The 23726-nt window shown below is 34.2% G+C and carries 7 protein-coding genes and 2 pseudogenes; 3 read left to right on the top strand and 6 right to left on the bottom strand.

Annotation, left to right across the window (positions count from 1 at the left end; genetic code table 11):
* Positions 1 to 32 precede the first annotated feature (32 nt).
* On the top strand, positions 33 to 953 hold the full coding sequence (locus OPR30_RS03620; RefSeq protein ID WP_265030413.1) for an Rpn family recombination-promoting nuclease/putative transposase: 921 nt from the start codon (positions 33 to 35) through the stop codon (positions 951 to 953).
* On the opposite strand, the gene OPR30_RS03625 is transcribed toward OPR30_RS03620, so the two are convergent.
* From OPR30_RS03625 to gap, 6 genes and pseudogenes are all read right to left on the bottom strand, one after another.
* The gene (locus OPR30_RS03625; protein WP_265030414.1) at positions 937 to 13059 is read right to left on the bottom strand and encodes an RHS repeat-associated core domain-containing protein; all 12123 of its coding nucleotides are present in this window, start codon (positions 13057 to 13059) and stop codon (positions 937 to 939) included. The two genes, OPR30_RS03620 and OPR30_RS03625, sit on opposite strands and share 17 nt — an antisense overlap.
* A 59-nt stretch (positions 13060 to 13118) precedes the next feature.
* A complete protein-coding gene (locus tag OPR30_RS03630; RefSeq protein ID WP_012482048.1) occupies positions 13119 to 17945 on the bottom strand; it encodes a hypothetical protein in 4827 nt (1608 codons plus the stop codon).
* A 441-nt stretch (positions 17946 to 18386) separates the two neighbouring features.
* Positions 18387 to 18525, bottom strand: a pseudogene (locus OPR30_RS03635) (IS6 family transposase); the annotation flags it as partial.
* 142 nt (positions 18526 to 18667) lie between these two features.
* Positions 18668 to 19852: a hypothetical protein gene (locus tag OPR30_RS03640; RefSeq protein ID WP_265030415.1), complete on the bottom strand. Its 1185-nt coding sequence runs from the start codon at positions 19850 to 19852 to the stop codon at positions 18668 to 18670.
* Between the two features lie 456 nt (positions 19853 to 20308).
* Positions 20309 to 21067, bottom strand: coding sequence for a twin-arginine translocase subunit TatC (tatC, locus tag OPR30_RS03645; protein WP_010401503.1), 759 nt, complete (start codon positions 21065 to 21067; stop codon positions 20309 to 20311).
* A 3-nt stretch (positions 21068 to 21070) separates the two neighbouring features.
* On the bottom strand, positions 21071 to 22042 hold the full coding sequence (gene gap, locus OPR30_RS03650; protein ID WP_019236363.1) for a type I glyceraldehyde-3-phosphate dehydrogenase: 972 nt from the start codon (positions 22040 to 22042) through the stop codon (positions 21071 to 21073).
* 151 nt (positions 22043 to 22193) lie between these two features.
* Here gap and OPR30_RS03655 point away from each other — a divergent pair, with 151 nt between their 5' ends.
* Positions 22194 to 22523: a hypothetical protein gene (locus OPR30_RS03655; RefSeq protein ID WP_064085722.1), complete on the top strand. Its 330-nt coding sequence runs from the start codon at positions 22194 to 22196 to the stop codon at positions 22521 to 22523.
* Positions 22524 to 22583: 60 nt separating this feature from the next.
* Positions 22584 to 23704, top strand: a pseudogene (locus tag OPR30_RS03660) (IS256 family transposase).
* Positions 23705 to 23726 lie beyond the last annotated feature (22 nt).

Below are 23726 nucleotides of genomic sequence, written 5' to 3' on the forward strand. Positions count from 1 at the left end.
ATAATTATTAATGTTTTCTAGGTTAACTTGTCATGGCTCTTTCCAAGTTTCTTGATGCGCGCAATGATTATGCATTTAAAAGAATATTCGGTACTGAGAAGAATAAAGATATCCTCATTCATTTCTTGAACGATATTTTAGGCTTCACTGGCTTAGCTGCTATTCACGATGTTGAATTCTTAGCTACCATTTTGGATCCTGAAATTGCCGCTAAAAAGCAAAGTATTGTTGATGTTCTTTGTAAAGACTCTCAAGGCTCAAGATACATTATAGAAATGCAGTTCACTAAGACCAAGGGCTTCGAAAAACGCGCTCAATATTATGCTGCCAAAGCCTACTCAAGTCAAGCTGATCAAGGTGATAATTATCATAATCTCAAGGAAATTATCTTTATTGCTGTTGCTGATTGTATTATTTTTCCAGATAAGGCTGATTACAAATCTAATCATGTCATTTTAGATCAAAATAGCTTTGAACATGACTTGAAGGATTTTTACTTCGTATTCATAGAACTACCTAAATTTACAAAGACAAAAGAAGACCAACTAGAAAATATAGTAGAAAAATGGTGTTATTTTTTCCGATATGCAGCAGAAACAAGGGAAGAGGATCTAGATAAGATAGTTGGTAGTGACGTAATAATAAAACGAGCTTATGAAGAGATGAATAAGTTTAATTGGTCAGAAGAAGAGTTACTAGCATATGAACAAATGAAAAAACGCATAATGGATGAAGTAGCTGCTTTAGCTCAAAAATTTGATGAGGGTCTTAGGGTAGGTCAAGAAAAAGGTAGACAAGAAGGCATCCAAATCGGCCATGAAAAAGGCAAAGCAGAAGGCGAAAAACAGGCTAAAATTGCTGTGGCAAAAAACTCACTTAAGGCCGGTGTATCTATTGATGTTATTGCTGAAATAACCGGCCTTTCTTTAGATGATATTAAGAAATTAATTTAACCTTATTCTGAGTCAAATGACCTTGGACTGAAGCATTACTTAAATAACTTTGAGGCTCTAAACTCATTTGTTTTGCACCATCAACTTCTAATCTATCATCTCCGTTGTGTAATATCTGCTCTATTGATTGATTTAATGTCACATCTAGCCCCTTATTAAATTTAATCATAAACTCATTAAACCTTTTCTCGCTTAATTTACCAGGGTATCCTGCTTCTCTACCAGGTAACGCTTTCTCTACATATGAGCTTAAAATCCCTGAAACCTCATCAAATTTACCACTCATGACTTTTCTAGTAATCTCTTTTTGCATTCCCATATAATCAATATTTAATCGATGTATTGATACACCACTTTTTAATCCAGCTTGCTCTACTACTTTCTCAAATCCCTTTGTAATATTGAGCGCATAGCCCTGTGCTTCTAGTTGAGATATAGACTGATCTGCTGTAGAAATATACTTTCGACCCGTAACCTTTCTAATCAATAAGTCAAGCAACATTATTGTGCTATTCACATCTATTTGCGCATCAACTTGCGAGATTGAACTTGTAGTATTTGATGTTCCCACAGATTTAGAACTTAACAACCCACCTATAGAGCTTTTTATCCAGCTGAACAAATTGTTTATTTTTGATCCAGTTCTTGCAGATGAACTTGTAGCACTACTTGTAATTTTTTTGTTTTTAACAGTATTAGGTTCACTCCATCTTCCTGTTTCATTTATGCTATGGTCTATAGCACTATGTTCAACTTCTACCATAATTCGCTTATCAGATGACCTTTTTTGCCTATTAGAAAGAGATCTGTTTCCATTGTTTGTAGTATTCATTTTAACTATCCTGTTCGTTATGTCATGGTAAGGGATAAGAAAATATAGCCTTTGTTTAGAGTAGTCTAATTTCTCGTTTAAACCAATCAGATCATCAATTTTTTTTAACCAAGCAGGATCAGTTATAACATTTCTTACGCTACCAGTTGTTACCTTACAATAGTTACACCGCTCAAAAGGTACTAAGTCAGGAAACTTTGGATCAAGTGGTTTTTTAAAATCTATATTATCTGGAAATGGTTTAGGTACTTTATATGTAGCCAAAAAGTCAATATCATCTATTTCATAAGACCTTGAGTTTAAAGATTGGGGAAAAGCTTCTTTAGAACTTGATAATGCTACTAAAGCACTAGGTTCAGCACAATTACTAGGTAACCAAGGAGGAAAATCTTCTCCTGATTCCCTAAGTGCATTAATAGCATTTTCTATGGATTGATCGATCGTAACTTCTTTTCCAGCAAATTCCTTATTCCTAGCTAAAGGTTTAGTGTATGTTACACCTTGTTTGCGGTCAATAAATATTACCAGTCCCGGAGAGTCAGTGCCTGAAAGTGTTACTACAGCAAGATTCTCAGTTACTGCTACAGATATTGCGGTATTAGGCACTTCCCCCTTTTTTATCTGTACTTTCACCTTTCTACTATAACTGATAGGGTCTTGACCAGTTCTAATAGGATGTAGCCTGCTTATGCCTTGAATTTCTCCTTTCGGATCTATAGTTACCCAACCATTTTTAGTAGTAGCGACTATAAACTTTTCTTCGCCATTTTTAATCATCCAGTCTTTAACACCATTATCACGATCAATACTTTCAATATCCTTTATGCTCTTTTTATTTATTTTATTACCTGGATCTAGGATAGTAAAGTCCTTACCATCAATGGTAATAACCTTAGAGCTAATATGACCTCCAATAATAATCTGGCCTCCTTTGTTAAGGATTTCCTGATAAATAGTCAAAGCCTCTTTTGCATAATTTTGAGCTATCCTCTCCATTTCTTTTGGCAATTTTAGCTGATTTTTAACTATTTTACCTCTATAATAAGCTCTACCAGAGGAAGCAAGCTGCCCCCCTGTAAGCATTCCATTAATTATAGCATGGTAAGTATATGCAGAAGTTAGGTCCCAGCCATTTTCACTAACTGCACTACCCATTAAATAAGCTGAAGAACCTGCCATTGCCACCCCTCCGGCAATTTTTCCTACACTTTTTGAGAATTGATGACTGGATAAGTCTCCTAAAAACGTAGCAGTGTTACTCCAAGTTTGCTTGCTTGCAAGTCTTTTTAGCGCTTCTGAAGCATCTATCCCTTGAAAAGCTTGATTCAGGTTAGAAAATACTGTTCCACCGAAATATCTGCCTTTTTGATTATTCAATGACTTAAAACTGTCAAAGGTGCTTACAATATTACGTCCATTTTTACCTAAAAACCTACCGGCTCCCCGTAAAAACATAGCCAAATCAGGAGCACCTGTAATTGCATCTACAAAGCCAAAGTAAACCCCTGGTTTCGAAAAATCCCAATTGGCAGCAAATCCATTTAAAACAAAAAGTCCTCCACCAGTACCTGTGCTACCAACAATAAAAGCACCTTTACCCCAAGTAGAAGATAAACCTTTATAAAACGTTCCAGCACTACGGATTCCACCAACTGCACCAGAACCTATCGCAAATCCTTGAAATGCTGCATTCCATGTTTCTGGTGAGCTGAAATCCCATTTACTTGGATCCCATTCTTTATTAGCTGCGGCTGTGCTGAAATAAATTCCTGCTCCTCCTAAACTAGTTGTTGCAGCAATAGATGCTGTACTTGATAAGCCTATAGAAGTAAAAGCACTTACAGATGCACCAAAACCTATGGGCAATAATGCTCCACCAACCCCACCACCTACTATGCCTAGCCAAGTCTTTCCACTATCCCACTTCCATTTACCAGGATTCCATTCTTTATTAGCTGCAGCTCCCCCTAAATACCCCCCTGCTACAGCCCCTGCTATAATTAGCGGTATAAGGAAAGCAAACTCTCCATCTGGATCTATTATTGATACTGGTGAATTACCAGCATACTTATATGGACTAAAATACTGTCCTTGAGGATCAATTTGGTAAAAGCGGCCAATGCTTGGATCATAAAAACGTGCATGGTAGTTGTATAAACCTGTTTCTTCATCCAACTCTTGACCAGTATAGCGATATGCAATATGAGCTTCGGGATTGCCTCCGTATTCACGCATTAAATTACCATATGGCAAGTAGTCATAGGCTGCTACCACCTCATCACCTTTTACTACTAATCTTATCGAACCTTCATGATCAGTTATTACGCTGTAAAATTCATCTCTACGTATAAATCCAAGCAACCCTCTTGGACCATAGATGTAGGCAGTGATAAGTATATCAGGTGGTAAATCTTGAGAAATATATGTAATTTGCCTTTCTACTAAAGCACGACCGAATTCGTCTCGTATATAATGTATTTCTTTCGTTGTTTCTCCTTGACTATTAGTAACTCTCTTTAATATACGTTCACCTTGAGCATCGTAGTAAAAGATCAATGCTCTACCGTCAGTTAATCTTATCTTGGTCGCATGATTTGATACTGAGTCATAATCAATCTGTTCGATGCCCTTATGTAACGCTTGAATTATATTTCCTCGGCTGTCATGCTTTATAGCAAACTTTTGCTCCGTCTTGGATGAAGAGTAGGATTTAAATTTAACACTGTTTACTTGGTTAGTATTGTTACTATAGCTTAGCTCATAACGATCAAATCCAGTATAGTAATGCTTATGGTTGCCATTTGCATCTATATCATACGATTCAACGTCAAATTCTGCTTCACCAAGTTGTCTCGCAAAGTGTTCTGATAATAACCTTACTATATCAGGAATAAATGACTCATATTTCCTTAATAAATTGCTAAACTCTTCATTCAGAGGATTATCTAGGTGCTGCTTTCTTTCCAGCATTTCTATAATTTTACTTGCAGTCTGCTGCAGTTCATTACTTCCAACTCCTCCATTCCACTTTATGAAAGCATTCTGCAAATTTGATTTTAGCAATGATAGGTTTTGCCCTTGAGAAAAAGCAGTAGCTAACAATCTTTCCAGAGGTAATTTATAGCCTCCATAATTAGCATTAATGCTTTTCAGGTCACTAAATAATGTTGGACGAATAAAGGGTTTTCCTCGCTTAGCATGAGATAGAGATATATCAACTTTCGCATTATCTTCTCTCAAATATCCAGCACTTTTCAATATTTGCCATATATCATGTGAAACTGTACTATTTATCCCTCGAATTTCTTTAGCAAAAGTATCAGGCTGCAATGGTAAAGGTGCTTCATTCCCTACAAAATATTTTGCCTTAGTTAGTTCTTGGTGATTACCATAATCATAACTATGCCCATATTCAGTAGGAAAACCTTTTTCTCCTAAAGTTTTTGCAATTTGACGTCCAGTGATTCCGTCACTACACACAATTGGTAATTTTGGTTCCAAAGCAGGATAGTAAGCTTTGGCTTGGTGGTTATGCTCATTTAAATAACCTGTTTCCTTTAGCTTATGAAAACAAAGTTCTGACTCCTTAGGTGTGATATTTTCACTTACGAACGATTGTTCATTTAACCCAAGTTCCCTGTTATCACAGTGTTCATGCCAAGTTGCCTTAAATTCAGTACGTGTAACAGTTCCATCACCATATCCATGCCCACCGTAACTTCTATCAGTATAATAAACTTTCTCTGTTAAGAATTTATCTTCCAGTTTAGTCAGAAACCCTGGAGCATTATAGCTATACTGACGAGTAAAATTCCTCGCCGATTCTGGTAAATGCTGCTCGCTAATAACTTGTCCAGCAGAATTGTGAGCAAAATTTACAAAAAGATTTTGTTTGCCTGGTACACCAATTCCTGTAACTTTGCCCAATTTATTATAACTATAAGTAAGCTTAAAAGAATTGCCTTGAACATCGATAGGATATTCTATTTCCCTTAGCTTTCCTGCCGTATATCTTTTATTTATTGCAATGAGCAAAGGTTCATCATTATCTTTAATTGGAATAAGAATACGTTTACTTAAGGTTTCTTTATCTATATTTAATATTGACTCCTCAATTAAAGGTTCTTTGTTGTTAAAAGTAATGGTTCTCCTTACCTTTCCACGCAATATAGGTTCACGTTCGAAATCGCTATGGTAAAATTGTTGATATTCCTCTATGTTATTGCTAGATATTGCTAAAGTGGGTAATTCTTCTTTTTTAGGAAGTGGAGAAGTTAATTTACCTGTACTGATCAATCTACCTAATTGATCGTAATCAAAATATATAACGTTTTCAACTTCTTCACCGTTAAGCTGAGAATAATGCACAGCAAATTTTAGTAACCCGTTGTTATCATATAGATGCTCTACTTTTCCAGAATCAGGTGTTGTTTTTATAATTGCATTTCCTTTTCCATCATAACTTGTATGTGCTCCTAAGAAATCTTGTAATGCTTTTTCTTCTGTAGATAAAGATTGGAGCTGTGAATTAAGTTTATGAAAAGTACGTACTTTTTCGTGATAGAGAGGTGGTAAGCTCTTCACTAGCTTATCATTTTCATCATACTCATAAGTACTTAGTAAATCTCTACTACCTGGAACACGGGTGTACTGAGCCACTCTATTGTTCTTATTATCAAAGACGGAAATATCTTCTACACCTCCAGGTTTATATTCCACTTGATAACTGTAGTTTTGACTAGTAGGAAAAAGATTGTTGATAAATAGATTTTCAGACGAAGAAGCAAAGCGCTTTGCATAAGGACCTGAAACAGAAAATTCCCTACCGGGCAGCCCTACCGCACATCTTTCATCCAGAGGATTATTGTCATACTTAGTCTGGCTATAACTATGCTCTCCAACAATTCTACCTACATCGCCCTGTAACTGTTCAATTTTCCATACTGAATTTGCCGAATAAGGGTTACTATTAGTAACAAAATTAGGGTAATAAGCTAGTACAGATTGGCTACTAGATCTTTCTATACGTGCTGGTTGCGTAGTAATGGTTTGTCTACCTAGCTCATCATATAGATACTCTGTCACTATTGCTGTATTTTCACCTTTTAATACAACTTCTTGTAATTTTTCATCCAGTGCATTAAAATAAGTTACCTGAATACTTGGCTCGCTGAAGACCATTACATCGCTTATTCTTACTTTACCACTAACACCTAAATTAAATAAAGAACCGTTTGACAAACCATCAAAATATAAACCACCATCTATCCAGACCAATAAACGACCATGCTCAACAGCTACTAGAATTTCACCATTGAGTGGTACAGATAGCCTTTTTCCTGGAAATATAATGTTAGCTCTGTTGCCTGTACGCATCAGTTTCAGATCATCATTAAACTTTATGATGGAGCTTTCTGACTGCAGTGAAAAACACACCCTCATTCCGTGAGAAGCAGAGTTAATATCATATGGATTTAGCTGCAAGCTATGTAAGTGATTAGTGAAATGTTGCAGTTGAGCTAAAGAAATTTTCCAAACATCCGCATTATCTATTTTCCAACGTTCCTTAAACGAGTAAGGAGAAAAATCTTCATAAAATCCTGTTTCTGGTTGAATCTGTATGCTACTCTTTAATTGCACTACTCTTCCAATACTTGAAGCTTTAGTATAAGAGCTCAACTTCTCAAGTTGGCCATACTCATTTATACTTGCTATTTCATTTTGGTATTCGTCATAAACATGTTTTTCGACTAATCCATTAGCTTGTATAACTTCTCTAACCTGTTTAGTTTTAGTGTCATATACGTTAACTTTAGAATGACTGTTCAACGGTGAAAAACGGACATGATCTACATCAATTGTGGTATTCGTTCCAGGACTCACAATAATAGATGTTTTAAGATTAATGTCAGGTTGCTCTGTCAAGGTTGAGTTTGAACTTTTTTGTAAGCCTTTATAAATCTGTTTCGCATGTAATAGATCTATAACTACTTCTAAATAGAACCAATCACCAGATTGAAATTTAACCTCGCTTAATAGCCCAAATATTTCATCACCATTTTCAGCATAAACAACTGCTTTGAGATAAGGAGTAACAGCACCAAGACCAAACACCCTACTTTGCGGCCTCATCCAGCATGATGCAACATATTCTTGATTTTGGTTATTAGGCTGGAATGTACCCTCTAAAGTACTTCTTGATAAACTTAAATAACTTTGTCCAGTAAATGAAAATCCTTGCTTTACTACATCAGTTTCATTAAATAACCATCTTTTTTCAGGTAAAGTAACATTTTTTCCAATTTTATTTATCTCATAATTCTCAAATCCATAATGGCTCACTTCCTCATCTGCTATCTCATAAGGAAAAAATTGTGCTACCTCTAATTTTCCTGTCTTATCTAATAAAGTAGTGTTCAAGTACAGGTTTTCTCTATTTATTATTGTATCGTTGGTACTAGCCTGTTCCTCTTTAAGCTTTAGGGTCTTTATTAATACTTCTTGTGCATTAAATACCTTTTTTTCTCCATTAGAATAGTTATCGAAATCCTTCATTTCTTCAATCCAGCCAAAAAAAGTTTTGTTATTACCTGGAATTATGGAAGTTTTTTCATAATATACAGAATTACCCAATGCTTTTGCTGAGGAAACGTCATATTCATAGCCTGTAATACGTTTACTACCATTTTCAAGTGTCACTGCAGTTTTTGTAATTACAGGATTGGGCAATAAGCGCCTTATACCAAGCTGTTGACGAAAGACTAAAGTATTGCTTTCTCCTGAATCAAGATTGTTAACGTGTGTTACTAATGTTTGATAACTACTCCATGAACTTAACTTTTCCTCTTGAGGCAATTTATATGTTTTATCAATTGTACCGTCACTTGAAAATTCAACTACACCTACTTGTTTATCTTTTTCTTGATAAGCTAAGTAAGCAGGATACATATTTCGTATAGAAGTTTGGTTTAATTGTTTTACTTCTAAGTCTAGCAAGCTATTTCCTTGCTTCTCTCTATTATTCCCTTGGCTATATAACTTTAATGAAGATCGTGAATTTTCTTTGTCAAGAACAAGCTTATTACCTAATGGAATAGAGAAATTTTCTTGTCTCAATTCTGTTTCTGATATTGTCCCTTCCTTCCATTTATCACCTGTGAAAGTAAATTTCCTATGGCTGCATACTGCTATTTGTGAATTTAAAGTTGCGCTATATTTTACAGAATCTAACAAGAAGAATTCTTTTTCCCATAAAGAAGCTACATTTTTGCAAATTTTAGCTTTTATATCCTCTATTTGTTCGTATACTCTTACACGACTATCCTTTACATTTTTATAAACTTCCTTCTCTCCTTCTTCTAACTGTTGATAAGCCTGAGATATCTGTTCTTCTAAGCGTTCATAAGCCTCATGTATTTTTTGTTCCAATTGCTCAAGGGCTTCTCGTAATCTCCTCTCCAATTGTCCATATACTTCGTTTTTACTTTCTTCAAATTTTTGATAAGCTTCATTAGTACTTTTTTTTAATTGTTCGTAAGTTTCATTCACTTTTTCTTCCAGCTTTCTATAAGCTTCGTTACTTTCTCTTGCTAGCTGAGCGTTTACTTTACTTACCTCTTCGCTTAATTTACTAAGAACACTATCCTTCTCCTTTTGCATTAATCTATGAATTTCATCTCTTTCTTCCTTTGACTGTACTTCTGCCAAAAATTTACGTCCCTGTTTTGTTATTTCAGCAAATGCTTCAGACTTAACCTTCTCCACTTTCACCTGCATATCTGCCTTAGCTTTTTGCACTGCACTCTGTATATCGTCATGTACTCCTTTGACTTTATTTTCCAAATCAGTTTTTACTTTCCTTATTCTAGAGCTTACTACATCTTTTTCTGTTTTGACTCTTGCATCTAGAGAAGCTCTTGCTTGTGTTGCATTATCCTGAAAATCCCTCCTTACCTCATATGCTCTATTTTGCAAATCAATCCTTGCTTCTTCTGCTTTTATCTGTAAGTCACCCCTTGCTGCATCTATTTGAGCTAATGCTTTACACTTCTTTTCTTCTATTTCATCTAATGCTTCTTTTTTACTGTTCTCTAGTTCGTCATTAATTGGTCCACTGAAATCTTTAACAGTAAACTTGTATTTATCTCCATTTATCCGATAAGCAAGAGTGTATTTATTATTACTTGAATCTTCAACTTCACGTGAAAACACGTTGATATTATCTTGATCAATTCTGTATTGCTGTTCTTGAACAATCTGGTATGTTCTGTCTAGAACAAAAAGATTTATTATCGAATAAAGTTGTGGACCTTCTGCTTCCCAAGTACTTAAAAGCAAAAGATTATTATTTAACTGCAGCGCATTATTTCTAAAATAGCTAAGTAGATGCTTATGCACATTATTGCTTAAGTTAAACTTTTCTAACGTTTTTTGTATACTACTAGCTACTCCAGGTATTTCTTTGATCACTTTAGATTGCCATTCATTATCATGATTTCGGTACCCTATTAATAAGCCCTGATCATCATAAATTAAAAACATTCTACCAGATGCTGCAAGGAGTAGAGATGTATTGTCTTTATTGAAAAAAGGTTTTTTTGTCCATTCTTTAGATGCTTTATTCCAATCAATTATCTCTACAGAAGAATTAGTGCTTGCTACAACTGTAAAATCTGCACCAAATCTGATCATTGTATCTTCATTAAAGCTATAATATTTTGGAGTTGGTAGCCATTTACCTTCTTCTTTACGAAATAAACATAGCTCTTTATCAGTATTATAATATAGAATCACAGCAAAAAAATCCTCTGCACGCACAATTTCGTGTGCTTTTACTAAACCACGACCTAATAGAGGAAACCTTGATGAAATAGAACTTGATACAGATGAATATAGCTCTTCTATCATTTCCTGATTGAACATTCTCAGTGCTACTTGTCCTTGCTCATCTATATAACTGATCAATACATCATCATTACTATAATCTACTCTATGACTTTTCTGCACATCATATCTTCGTCCTAATTCTTCAGTAATGTGAGACGCTGTCCCTATTGACCGATAACTAAACTCAACACTTGCACCTATTGGTAAAGTTACTTTTTCTAGCATATATGCTGAAAACTCTTTATAAGTAAACTGTAAAATTGGTTGGTTAGTAATATCTCCTCGTTGTCTTATTTCAGTTAAAAGACGCTTTCCATCCTCTACCCTGTAAACGAAATCAACATCTTGCTGATAGCCTGGAGTACTAACCTTATAACCACTAAGATAACGTGTCTCCACCTTCCTCGTATTTAGATTACCGTCCTTATCTATTAAAGGAAGTAAATTATATTCGCTTTCTTCTTTATCAGAATAGTTGAAAATGACTTCATTTCCTTGATTGTCACCAACGGTTTTTAAGTAAATTTCTTGAGTAAAGCTCTCACCATTCGGCACTGAAACATTAATTATGTCATACGTATAACGAACTACGTTATCATTTTCATCTCTTACTTCAGCCAAATACCAACCAGTAGCTAGTTTTTTTTGTCCTGTAGAGCTACTACCTACACTACGCCAATTTTCCCATGCTAGCTCCCAATTGATAGAGTCTGATCGAACACTATCAGTACGTCCATAAATTTGCTTAATACCTGAATTATTTATCTCCCATCTTTCTTCATTTTTATGATAATGAATTTGTAAATCAGGTTGATCAGTCGATAACTTAAAGCAGTAAACAGTATCAGTTGAGTTACTAGAGTCAAATATTAGCTGTTGGGGCAAATCTTGCAAAATAACATAATACTTTTCATCTTCAGGAAAAATACTTGATTGATGATCCATCATTATAAAATTTCGTGGTAGTGACCAACCAAGCCCCAAGATATCAGATGCCTTGCTATTGCTGTCATAAAAGAAGTCCAGCTTAATATCAGATGAAAGATTCGATAAATCAATTAGTGGCAATTTAAATTTTGGTTTTCCTGTATTTTTATCAACTGCATTAATAACAGAAGAACAATCTAATTGCTCCCTAAGTAAAAGAATAGGCTTTTCTTCCTCAGATTGTAATTGAAGTAATTGTGGTACTATTGGTGGTACTGATTGAGATGATGTTTCATTGCGCTCCTGAATCCCAACTTCTTCCTCTAATGATTTTTCAGCTTCAACAATATTTGCCCAGCGTAATTGATCTTTATACTGAGTAAAAATAATAGGATGTTCTATAACATGTGGATTAGATGATATAACCTTGATTACATTGCTATGACGTTCAGAAATAGTAAGCTGAGAGTTATCCAGTAAAGACCTCCACTGGCTTGTATGATTATCAAATGTGAGTATATCTATTCCTCTTGGTCCAGTAAAAAGCATATCCTGTCTACCATCCAAGTCTATATCTTCAAATTGAACTGAATTTATATGCTCTGTATTCCATCCTTTTATCTTGGAAAACAGCGGATTATAATGAATAGATCGGTAATTATTCTGTCCATATTGGTAGATAAATAATCCACTAGAATTTAGTGCTACAATATCTTTATAAGATTGGCCGGTTAAATCAGGAAAGAATAATTTTTCTTCAGAATTACCAAGCTTTGCACCATTTGGTACCTGCGTTAAATGTTCAAGACCATTACGTTGATTAAATTCATATATGTTCAATCCTTCCCTATTACGCATAATAACGTTCTCCTGACCTTTCCTTTGAAGATCAGATAAGAAAAAATCTGCTTGAGAATAATTCCCAAGAATACTCAAGTTAGTATCAAGTGGCCAGATGGGATATTCACCAGCAAGAAGCTCATCTTTCATTACTGCATAAAACTTTATTCCATATTCTTGATGTTTAGTTAAGATTCCAATTAAACTTTGATCATGGTAAAAATGACCAGATTTTATAATATTGCCGGGCTTGTTCCAATCATAGACATCATTAAACTCATTTTCATCAAAGTCATCACTTTTAGCCAGAAGATCAAAATTTCTGTTCTTGTATTGATAAAAATTAATACCTTGTGGAGTTTTTAGCATTAACATACTTTCCAATGTCTCTGGAAAGTGTAGAACTCGGCTTTTGGATGCTTCATCTGTAACCAGTGTTGAATTCCACTCTCTCTGCAAGAATTCAGACCTATTATCATAGCGATACTTGTATAGCTTGCCGTTATAAAAAGCATAAAACTGCAAGGTAGCATTACTACTATTCCCACTGCGGTAAAGTTCTATATTTTTATCAAAGGAAAAGGCTTGTCGTGAGAAATTTAGCTGATAAAGATTAGGCATAAAAACTCCATGAATAAAAAAAGAAAAGCCCTATCTTATAATAGGGCTAACTAATAGGCTTACTTTGCAATAGAAGAGATATTCTGACTTACGTTCTCTAAAGTAAGATCATGGATTTTAGAAGATGGCTTTATATCTTCGCGAACAGATAAGTTAGTTGCTTCTATTTCTTTAACAAAAGAACCAGGCCCAACATTTTCTTGTGTATTACGCTTCCTGCGAGAAGATTTGCAACTCTCAACGCGCCATTCAGCTGCTCTACTAGCAGAACCAGAGATATAAACGTCATCTGACCAATAATTACCACTGGTAGAATATAGATACTCATTATACTTAACATTTTTTATTCTAATATTATCTCCATAAGGTTCAATCTGCCACTTGTGACTCCAAGCAGCTTTACTATTATCTATAGATACCATTGCATGCCTGCCATCAGTAGGATCCCTTTCACTTTTAACAGACAAATATCCATTAGTGCATTCAAAATTTGTTAGAGGACAAGCAAAATTTCTTATAACAAAAACGTTACCTTCTTCTTGGCCTTCAAAATTCCACTTATATCCATCTCCACCTCTACTATCACCAGAGCCGCCATAAGAAGCAGCTCGTACAGGAAACATATCATTATTCTCGTAAGCATCAAGAGACATACCACGAAGTAAATTTCGATTATTAAGAGCATTTTTTATACACATATCTCTTGAGAATACCACATTTCTAGCTGCTTCTGGTAGCATACTTTTTAGCCTTTCAAGGTCAGACTTCTCATCTGAATTAACATTAGCATAATTTGGCATTTCCATCGTTTCTTTAATATAGTAAGCTAACTTAAATATTACCCTATCATTTAAATCACCATTTCTCCGCATATTGTCAAACACAGCTGCATAACCTTGAATACTTTGCACAATCTTACTATGACTGCGTATCATGCTTAAGATCTTTTCTGTATCTACTCTTCCATATACATCGTTCACAGCTTCTTTAATGGCATTACCAAACAATGTACTATCGAAGTTATAAACTTTATCAGCAATTTCTTTAACTGAAGCGTAACGATCATACAACATACCATCCTTCAATTTCTCTTTTGCTAAGCTTTTTATGTCTGGTAACTGGCGTTTCAAATCTTCAAGCTCAGATTTATACTGTGAATTCACATTGCGATAATTAGGCATTTCTATTGTTTCTTTAACAAGAGAGGACAACTTTAACATTGGACCAACTGTACTATCATTTAAACTCAAATCACCATTACTTTTCATTTTGTCAAACACAGCTGCATAACCTGGTATAAGCTGCTCAATATAACCACTATGACTGCGCATCATGCTTAAGATCTTTTCTGTATCTACTCTTCCATATACATCGTTCACAGCTTCTTTAATGGCATTACCAAACAATGTACTATCGAAGTTATAAACTTTATCAGCAATTTCTTTAACTGAAGCGTAACGATCGTATAACATACCATCCTTCAATTTCTCTTTTGTTAAGCTTTTTATGTCTGGTAATTGGCGTTTCAAGTTTTCAAGATCAGACTTAAATTGCTGATCTATATTACGATAATTAGGCATTTCCATTGTTTCCTTAACAAGTGAAGCCAATTTTAATATTGGGCCAACTGTATTATCATTTAAACTCAAATCGCCATTTCTCCGCATATTATCAAATACAGCTGCACAACCTTGAATAATCTGTGCAATATAACCACTATGACTGCGTATCATGCTTAAGATCTTTTCTGTATCTACTCTTCCATATACATCGTTCACAGCTTCTTTAATGGCATTACCAAACAATGTACTATCGAAGTTATAAACTTTATCAGCAATTTCTTTAACTGAAGCGTAACGATCATACAACATACCATCCTTTAACTTATCTTTTGCAAAGCTTTTTATATCTGGTAACTGGCGTTTCAAATCTTCAAGCTCAGATTTATACTGTGAATTCACATTGCGATAATTAGGCATTTCTATTGTTTCTTTAACAAGAGAGGACAACTTTAACATTGGGCCAACTGTATTATCATTTAAACTCAAATCACCATTACTTTTCATTTTGTCAAACACAGCTGCATAACCTTGAATACTTTGCACAATCTTACTATGACTGCGTATCATGCTTAAGATCTTTTCTGTATCTACTCTTCCATATACATCGTTCACAGCTTCTTTAATGGCATTACCAAACAATGTACTATCGAAGTTATAAACTTTATCAGCAATTTCTTTAACTGAAGCGTAACGATCATACAACATACCATCCTTCAATTTCTCTTTTGCTAAGCTTTTTATGTCTGGTAACTGGCGTTTCAAATCTTCAAGCTCAGATTTATACTGTGAATTCACATTGCGATAATTAGGCATTTCTATTGTTTCTTTAACAAGAGAGGACAACTTTAACATTGGACCAACTGTACTATCATTTAAACTCAAATCACCATTACTTTTCATTTTGTCAAACACAGCTGCATAACCTGGTATAAGCTGCTCAATATAACCACTATGACTGCGCATCATGCTTAAGATCTTTTCTGTATCTACTCTTCCATATACATCGTTCACAGCTTCTTTAATGGCATTACCAAACAATGTACTATCGAAGTTATAAACTTTATCAGCAATTTCTTTAACCGAAGCGTAACGATCGTATAACATACCATCCTTTAACTTCTCTTTTGCTACAGCTTTTACACTATCCTTTAAGCTACTTGCAAGAAACTCAGCTTCTCCTTTTATTTCAGATGAGGTATTTAACTGATTAATAATTTCTTTTCTCAAACTTTCAATTAACTTTATCATTTTGAATGGATCTTTGTGTCCATTACTTTCCATTTCATAATTAAGTGCCTTGTAAGTTAAAAAGCTTCTTTTTATATTCCTAACGCTATCTCCAAATTTCAGCACTAAATCAAAATTACTTATTTGATAATTATAAGCTTCTTTTATTATAAGATTAATCTTGCTATCATCATTAATCTCTTGGAGCTTTTCTTCAGCAGCTTTAAAGTTATGGCTCTTAATTGCCTCAACACATTCGGCTGGTAATCCTTTTTGTTTTTGTATCGTTTCTTGCTCTGCAGCTTTCTTCTTCATATCATCAAGCTCCTTTCTGAAGCCATTTACTACATTAATTAAACTCTCTACAAGACTTTCCAAATTTGCAACTTTTTGTGTAAATTCCTTGCTCTGATCATCTAAAAGCTTTTGCAATGTTTCTACAGTAGTTTCTAAATTACCAAGACGTACTTTATCTTCACTACTAGTGGTGGAAGATTGTTTCAACTGCGCTATATCTTCCTTCATCTTTCTCATTTCGTTCTCAAGCTTAGCAACCTTACTACTAGGATTAGAACGTGTAAAACTTCCAGACGGATTAGGGTTATCAATAATACTACTATTTGTACTGATAGAACGCTTAGAACGTCGCACATCCACTTTAGTACTTTCATCCAACTCTGTCTGAGTCAAAGCTATTATTAGTTTATTAATCTCGTTTTTTACTTTTTCTATCTCATCATTGAATGCTTTTGTGAAAAGGCTATAGCTAGATTTCTCTGTATTTACTATCACACTTTCTTCTACCTCAAAAGTACTATTAGCGCTAAGAAAATGTTTGTCATTTTTAATGACAGTATCCTCAGCAAAAGTATCTAGTGAGGTTGTGCTATTATCTTTCGTCTCACGAACGCTTATAAACATGTTATCAAAAGGCAAAGTAGAATTTCTAGGATAATCTGGCTCAAATTGAGGTTGTGCAAGAGTCTTATGCTCTTCGACTACTTCAAGTGTAGCATTTTCCATTTGGACTTTATTTAAGAGCGACATATGATTAGTTGAGGTACAATTTAAATTACTAACATCTAGTTCTTCTACCTTACTCTCGGGTATATCTGCAAATTCGCTACTCGGACTTATCATAACTTTTTCCGCTACTTCATCCATGCCTGTTATATTGTTGTTAAATGGTAATAATGTAGAATTTGCTAAAATTTCTTCTACATCATCTACTTTTTCTTCTTCCAATCTTAGCTCTGACACATTCTTCAATGTAGTAGCTTCATCAAGAGCATTGTATGTAGAGACATTACTCCTTAAATCTTCTTTAACTTTAGATATGTTGAAAAGCTTATCTTCAAAAGGCAAAGTAGAATTTTCTACGGCAGAAGAATTATTTAACTGTATACTGACAGCATTAGCAAATGCTACCTGGCCAGCTAGGAATAGCGTAACTGCTTGTGCAGGATTGCAAAAAAGTAATTTACTAATATTTCTTAACTTAGAATTAGTAACTCCATTCTTGCTCACAATGCTTTTACCTAAAGCGGAAGGTTTGATAGGAATTTCTCTATTACTTGTGCTATCTAATAAAGACTGATAATAAGCAACTTCTCTTCGCCCTAGATTAGTATCATTTTTGATACACTCCTTTAGTAGCAAAGGTTGAGCTCTTAATTCTTCCCTAAACTCATTTCTTACATTAGCTAATAGTTGCAAGTACTTACCAGGATTGCTTGAATCAGACACAAAATCTTCTAATTCTTTTAGCCCATCTTCATAAACAAGGGGAGATAGACTGTGTTTCCCGATTAAACCTTGCAATTTTATGATATCTGCCTCAAATGCTTTTTTTGATACACCAGATTCTAATTGTTCTTTTATATCTTCTATCCTTGCTCTAAATATACCTTCCCAGACACTCTGATCAAAATAATTAACTTGATCAAACGTTTTAGCAAAATAATCACGTGGTAGATCATTGATTAAATTCCAAAACCAACCTGAGATAGCTTGATCAACTGAAGATAAAGTCTTATCTACAAGACCTATACCCCACTGTTTCCATCCACTTGAATTTGATTCTTTACCTACAAACATACTACCCTCCAATTTTAAATAGAGCTATTTCTTACCTAGCACCCTAAGATATTTAATATACTAATACTAGTAATAGATTACTCGTAGCATAAATATTTCACAATGCAACAGTTTTTTTGAGAAAAAATTTTGCTGACAGTGTCGAAAAAATCTTTTATTGACTTACTTCACTTTTAAATTCACCCTGGTTTTTCTTTGGTACTCTTAAACAAATTTGTATTAATTTAGCAAAATATATTATTAAAGTCTCAAGTAAAATAACCATTTCCAGAACCCAAAACCACTATTGTGAGAAGAGTTTATTTTGGAATCTCATGGTCTACCAAGTGTACCGTGCGAACTTTTATTTATAATAATTTTACTATACGCTAAAATCAGCTATATTAGCTTACTTTTGCTAAATTTACATATGAACTAATTTACCTAGCTTTGTTACAGAAATTTTGCTCCCCTTATACTCATCATTTCTTCCAAATCTCGATAGCTCAAAGAGAATCGACATTTCATGTATACAGATAACATCCGCTGAAAAGCTAAATCCTTTGAAATATGGCAACAATTTTTGATTGATACTAAACATCTTTGCTTTTTTTTTAGACAATTATATCATTCTTCTTTCTACTTCCCTACAAATGCGACAGAACCGAAAAAATTCCTCTTATGGCTGTAAAAATGTTATGATAAGAGCTAATTTTCATGAGTAGGGAAATACCAAAATATTACTATCTTCCATCTTTTCTCTTTTCAATTCGTGCAACCATTTCTTTTACACTTACATTCGTGGAAGGTAAATTTTTGCTGGCAAGATGGTTGATCGAAGATTTTTTATTCCCTACTGGAAATGAACAAGATTGTTTTCTCTTCACACTGATATCCGTTTGTGTTACTGAAGTAGTTTTGTTTTCAGCAGGCAACACGTTCTTTACTTGATTTCGCTCAAATCTTTCTTTTAATGCCTTTACTTTACTACTCTCGCGAGTCACTTCTTTTTTCATAGCAACTACTAGTACTTTTGGTCCATCAGATTTTTTTGCTGATTCTTTACCATCTTGATTTTCAGATTTTAGTGGTAGTATAGGGTTACTCTCAGCTGATTTTTCCACTACTATTTTTTGCTCTGTGCTTACTTTTTCGCCTAAATCTTTAGGCTTTGGTGGTACTGCAGGTTTATCTTTTTTCGGTTCTTGTCTAATTTTTTGATTGGCAGTAAACATTTTCTCTGGTACTGGTGGTACTCTTGGTGGTTTTGGTGGTGCAAGAGATTGAAGTTGTTGTTTCTTCCTATGTTCTCTTTTTGCTTCTATATGTTCTTTAGAGATTGTTGCATAAATCGGCTCCTCTTTAATTGATTGTAGATTACGCAAATCTTTTGTTAAAGATTTACTTTTTTCCTCTTGATAATTTGATATTTCTTCATACTCAGGATCTTCGTTTAATGAACCTCCATAACCTGAATCTTCTCGCTCATATAAGAGATTTTTCTTTTGCTGTCTATTTTCCAAATTTATTCCATATGACCTATATTTATCTTGACTTCTTTCTATTCGCTCTAAATCTGAAATTTTTTGAATAACATCTGTATATTCGATTGCTGTTCTAGCAGTTGAAGGAGGCAATTTATCTTTTATAAAATTACTTATATTCCTAATCGAAACATCTCTTCCTAATATTCTATTGAATATCCTAAAAATTAATGGCTTTTTATTTGCCTTCTTTACACAATTATTCAAGTCATCACGTATAACAAGCTTAGCTACATCTTCTGCCTTATCTGTAAAACCCGCTAAAGCATTAGACAGATCTGTTACTGTTTTATAACATTGTTTCTCTGGATTTCCTAGATTTATAGCTTTGATCAGAGAATCAAGATTTTTTTTATAATCCTCACTTTTAAATGGATCATGCATACTAATTGTAATATTTTATTGAAATATAGATCTAAAATATTAAGATCTAGTGAATATTACTTTTTTAGTTCACATATAGCTATAGTTATACGGCGATAATGAGTAGCAGAATAACGATTTTGTCATTCTAGTGTCTGCTGTTACCCCTCATCTAGGTGTGTAAAAGTGAAATCTAGTTTCGCTATATAACACAGTCTCATACAAGTAGCTTCTCGATAATATTCTCACCTTCTTTTATCGAAGTCTGTAACTTATCATATAATCCTTGTTGTGTTTTGTTTAACTCTTCATAACTTAGCATATCAAATTCTCCTATTCAAAATAATAATATACTTTAATTATTATATATTTAAGCAAACAAGTCAATAAATCAATAAAATGCTGTGGTGCCAAAAACACTCAAACAAGAAAAAGTGCTCCGGTGCTCATTCTTTGTTTATAAATAATATTCTTAATTCAATCCTTTGCTTTCTTCTCAATATATCTACATATTAGGATAGACAGCTCATATAATACCAACATTGGAATTGCAAGCCCTACTTGGCTTAGTACATCAGGTGGAGTTAAGATTGCAGCAATAATGAAAATTACCACTATCGCAATTCTGCGTTTATTTGACAAACTTTGTGCAGTGATTAGCCCTACTCTCACCATTAAGGTTAGTATGACTGGAATTTGAAATGCAGTACCAAACGCAAACATGAATTGAAGAACAAGGTCTAAATATTCACTAACTGATGGCATAAACTCTATTGGTATACCGAAAGATTTACCGCTATGTTCAAAAGCAATAAAAAATTTCCAGGCTAGGGGAAATATGTAGTAGTAAACTACAGCGGCTCCCGTTACAAACAAAACCGGTGTTGCAATTAAGTATGGCAATAACACTGCCCTTTCTCTTTTATATAAGCCAGGTGCTAGAAACATATAGAATTGCCATGCAAACACAGGAAAAGAAAACAACAGTGCACTCATTATTGCAACCCTGAGATATACAAAAAACGCTTCTGTTAAGTCTGTATAGATTAGAGAAAAATCATTGCTATCTTTTGTAACTTCTATTAAAGGTGCAAGTAAAAAGCGGTATATATTTTCTTTAAAGTAGTAACAAAACCCGAAGGTAACACAAAAAAATAGAAAGCAAAAAATAACCCTTTTTCTAAGTTCCGCAAAGTGCTCATAAAATGAAGCATATTTTTGTGAGTTTTCGTTCATACTTTACAATAAAGCTATATCTAACATTCTCAGTGAAAAAGCCCATTCATTATCGTACCACGCTGCAACTCTACAGATATCACCTGTGACATATGTACCAGCTAAATCCACAATTGCACTATAAGGGTTATGGACAAAGTCTATTGAAACTAAAGGCTCGTTACATACGGAAAGCACATGATTTGCTGAATTCTTAAACATTTCATTTATTTCTCCAGCTGTTACCTTCTTATCAGTCGTAAATTTAAAATCAACCATAGAAACGTTGCTAACCGGAACTCTAATAGCAGTACCATCTAGCTTACCCTTTAACTGAGGAATGACAGAACCAATTGTTTTTGCTGCTCCAGTTGTAGTTGGCACCATAGAAAGGCCACAAGCTCTTGCCCTACGTAAGTCTCTATGGTTGCCATCAAGAATATTTTGATCATTCGTATAGGCATGTATAGTGGTCATAAAACCGCTTTTTATACCTAAATTGGAGTGTAAAACGTGTACAATCGGAGCCAGACAGTTTGTAGTACAAGAACCTGCTGAGATCACTTTATGCTCCTTTTTTAGCATATCGTTATTTACGCCGTAAACTACAGTTACATCAGCATCTGAAACTGGAGCAGAGACAATTACTCTCTCTGCATTATGCTTTGCTGCTTCCGCACGCTTGTTGAATGCACCAGTGCATTCAAGCACTACATCAACATTCCAAGGAATATTTTCAGGGCTACGTTCTCTATATAAAGAAAATTTCCTGCCATTTATAGATAGCCAATTTTCAGACTCGTTAAAATCAATATCGCCGTTAAATTTGCCATGAACAGAGTCATATTTAATCAAATGTGCATGCTGCTCAGCACTGAGCGACCCATTTACCGCCACAACTTCTATTTGCTCGCTATAGTTTTCTACTTCAAAAATAGCACGCAATACACTTCTGCCTATTCTACCAAGACCATTAATTCCTACACGAATTGTCATTTTTCCATCTTAAAAGTTTAATTATAGAGGATATTGCCTGATATTTCATTCTATTCTTTTAGCTGTTAATCCTAATGTTATAATATATTGATTGACTAAAGAAACTGTATCACTTAATTAATAATATCTAAATTTTAACTTGGAGTAGGTTATGCATGGATTACCAATGACAAATTCAGATAATCAGTATCAGCAAAGAAAAATAGAAGCATTGCAAAAAGAAAATAAAGGACTGTCAGAAAAAGTGAAAACACTACAGAAAATGTCAGTGCTGCACAATGAAATGCTAGTAATGCTACAGTGGAAATCAATACCAGAGAAACTGCGCACAGAAATATTAAAAAAACTGCTAGAAACACCTCAAGAAGCAGCAGCATTTCAATTAGAAGAAAGAGATGAAGATCAGCAAGTAATAGAAGACATACTGGATATGCAAGAAGAATTTGAATCTTCACAAAATTTGGAAATGCGGGAGTGTTAAATAAACTGTGTCAAACCGAGAAGTAAAGTAATAAATTGATAAAAAAATGGAGGTTTGACAATGAGTCAAGCAAACAGAACTACCGGTTTGGTAGACTATAAAGAATTAGAAACAAATATCTTATCATCTATACGAGAAGGAAGACCATTGACGGAAAGAGATGGAGCATTAACACCATTTATAAAAAAACTGCTAGAGGGAAGGCGAGATAGAAAACCATTTGTCGGCTGAAAGCGAAGAAAACAACCGAAGAAATTCAAAGACTTTACGGACAAGTATTTGAACTATTGACACCAAGAGATAGAGAAGGAAGTTTCGAGCCACAAGTAGTCAGAAAAAGGCAAACAAACCGAACTTGAAGCAAAGGTTTTAAGTACATATGCCAGTGGCATGGGATATAGCATCGCATGTAGAAGAAATATAAAATATCTGCAGCAGAGATATCAAGTATTACTGACAAATTGTTACCGGTAATCAACGAATGGCGCAGTCGTCCGCTGCAATCTGTATATCCAATAGTGTTCATGGTTTTTTAAGGTCAAGGAGGACGGGCATTGTGTAAGCAAATGTATGTATAACATATTAGCAAAATGGCAGAAAAGAAGTTTTGGGTTTTTATTTGGCTGAAAGTGAAGTTCTGGTTGGGAGTACTAAATGACCTAAAAGAGAGAGGAGTAGATGATATTCTGATAGCTTGTGTTAAAAAGCTTTCCTAAAGCTATAAACAGTGTATTTCCTAAAGCAGAAATGTATAGTACATCAGATAAGAAATTCACTGAAATATGCATCGAGCAAAAGTTTTCATGAATGATTTGAAAAAAACATATCAAGTAGAGAAATTGCCGAGAATTATTTACTTGAACTGGAGGAAAAATGGGGAGAAAAATATCCGTTGGTTTTGGGAGAATAATTGGGAAAATTTGTCTAGTTATTTAAAATATTCTGGCCCTGTAAGAAAATTAATTTATACCACAAATCCTATTGAGGGACTACATAGACAGATCAGAAAATTTACTAAAACCAAGGGCTCATTTACTAGCACAAATGCCTTGTATAAACAGGTATATTGTGCTATAAAAAAGGTAAGAGAAAAATGGACTATGCCTATACATGATTGGGCTTTAACTATCTCTCAACTTGATATCTTTTTTCCTAGTAGGTTAAAAATCGAGTTGAACTAAAAATGCGATTTGACACAGTTTA

It is taken from the genome of Wolbachia endosymbiont (group B) of Athalia cordata, from assembly GCF_947251845.1.
GTDB lineage: Bacteria > Pseudomonadota > Alphaproteobacteria > Rickettsiales > Anaplasmataceae > Wolbachia.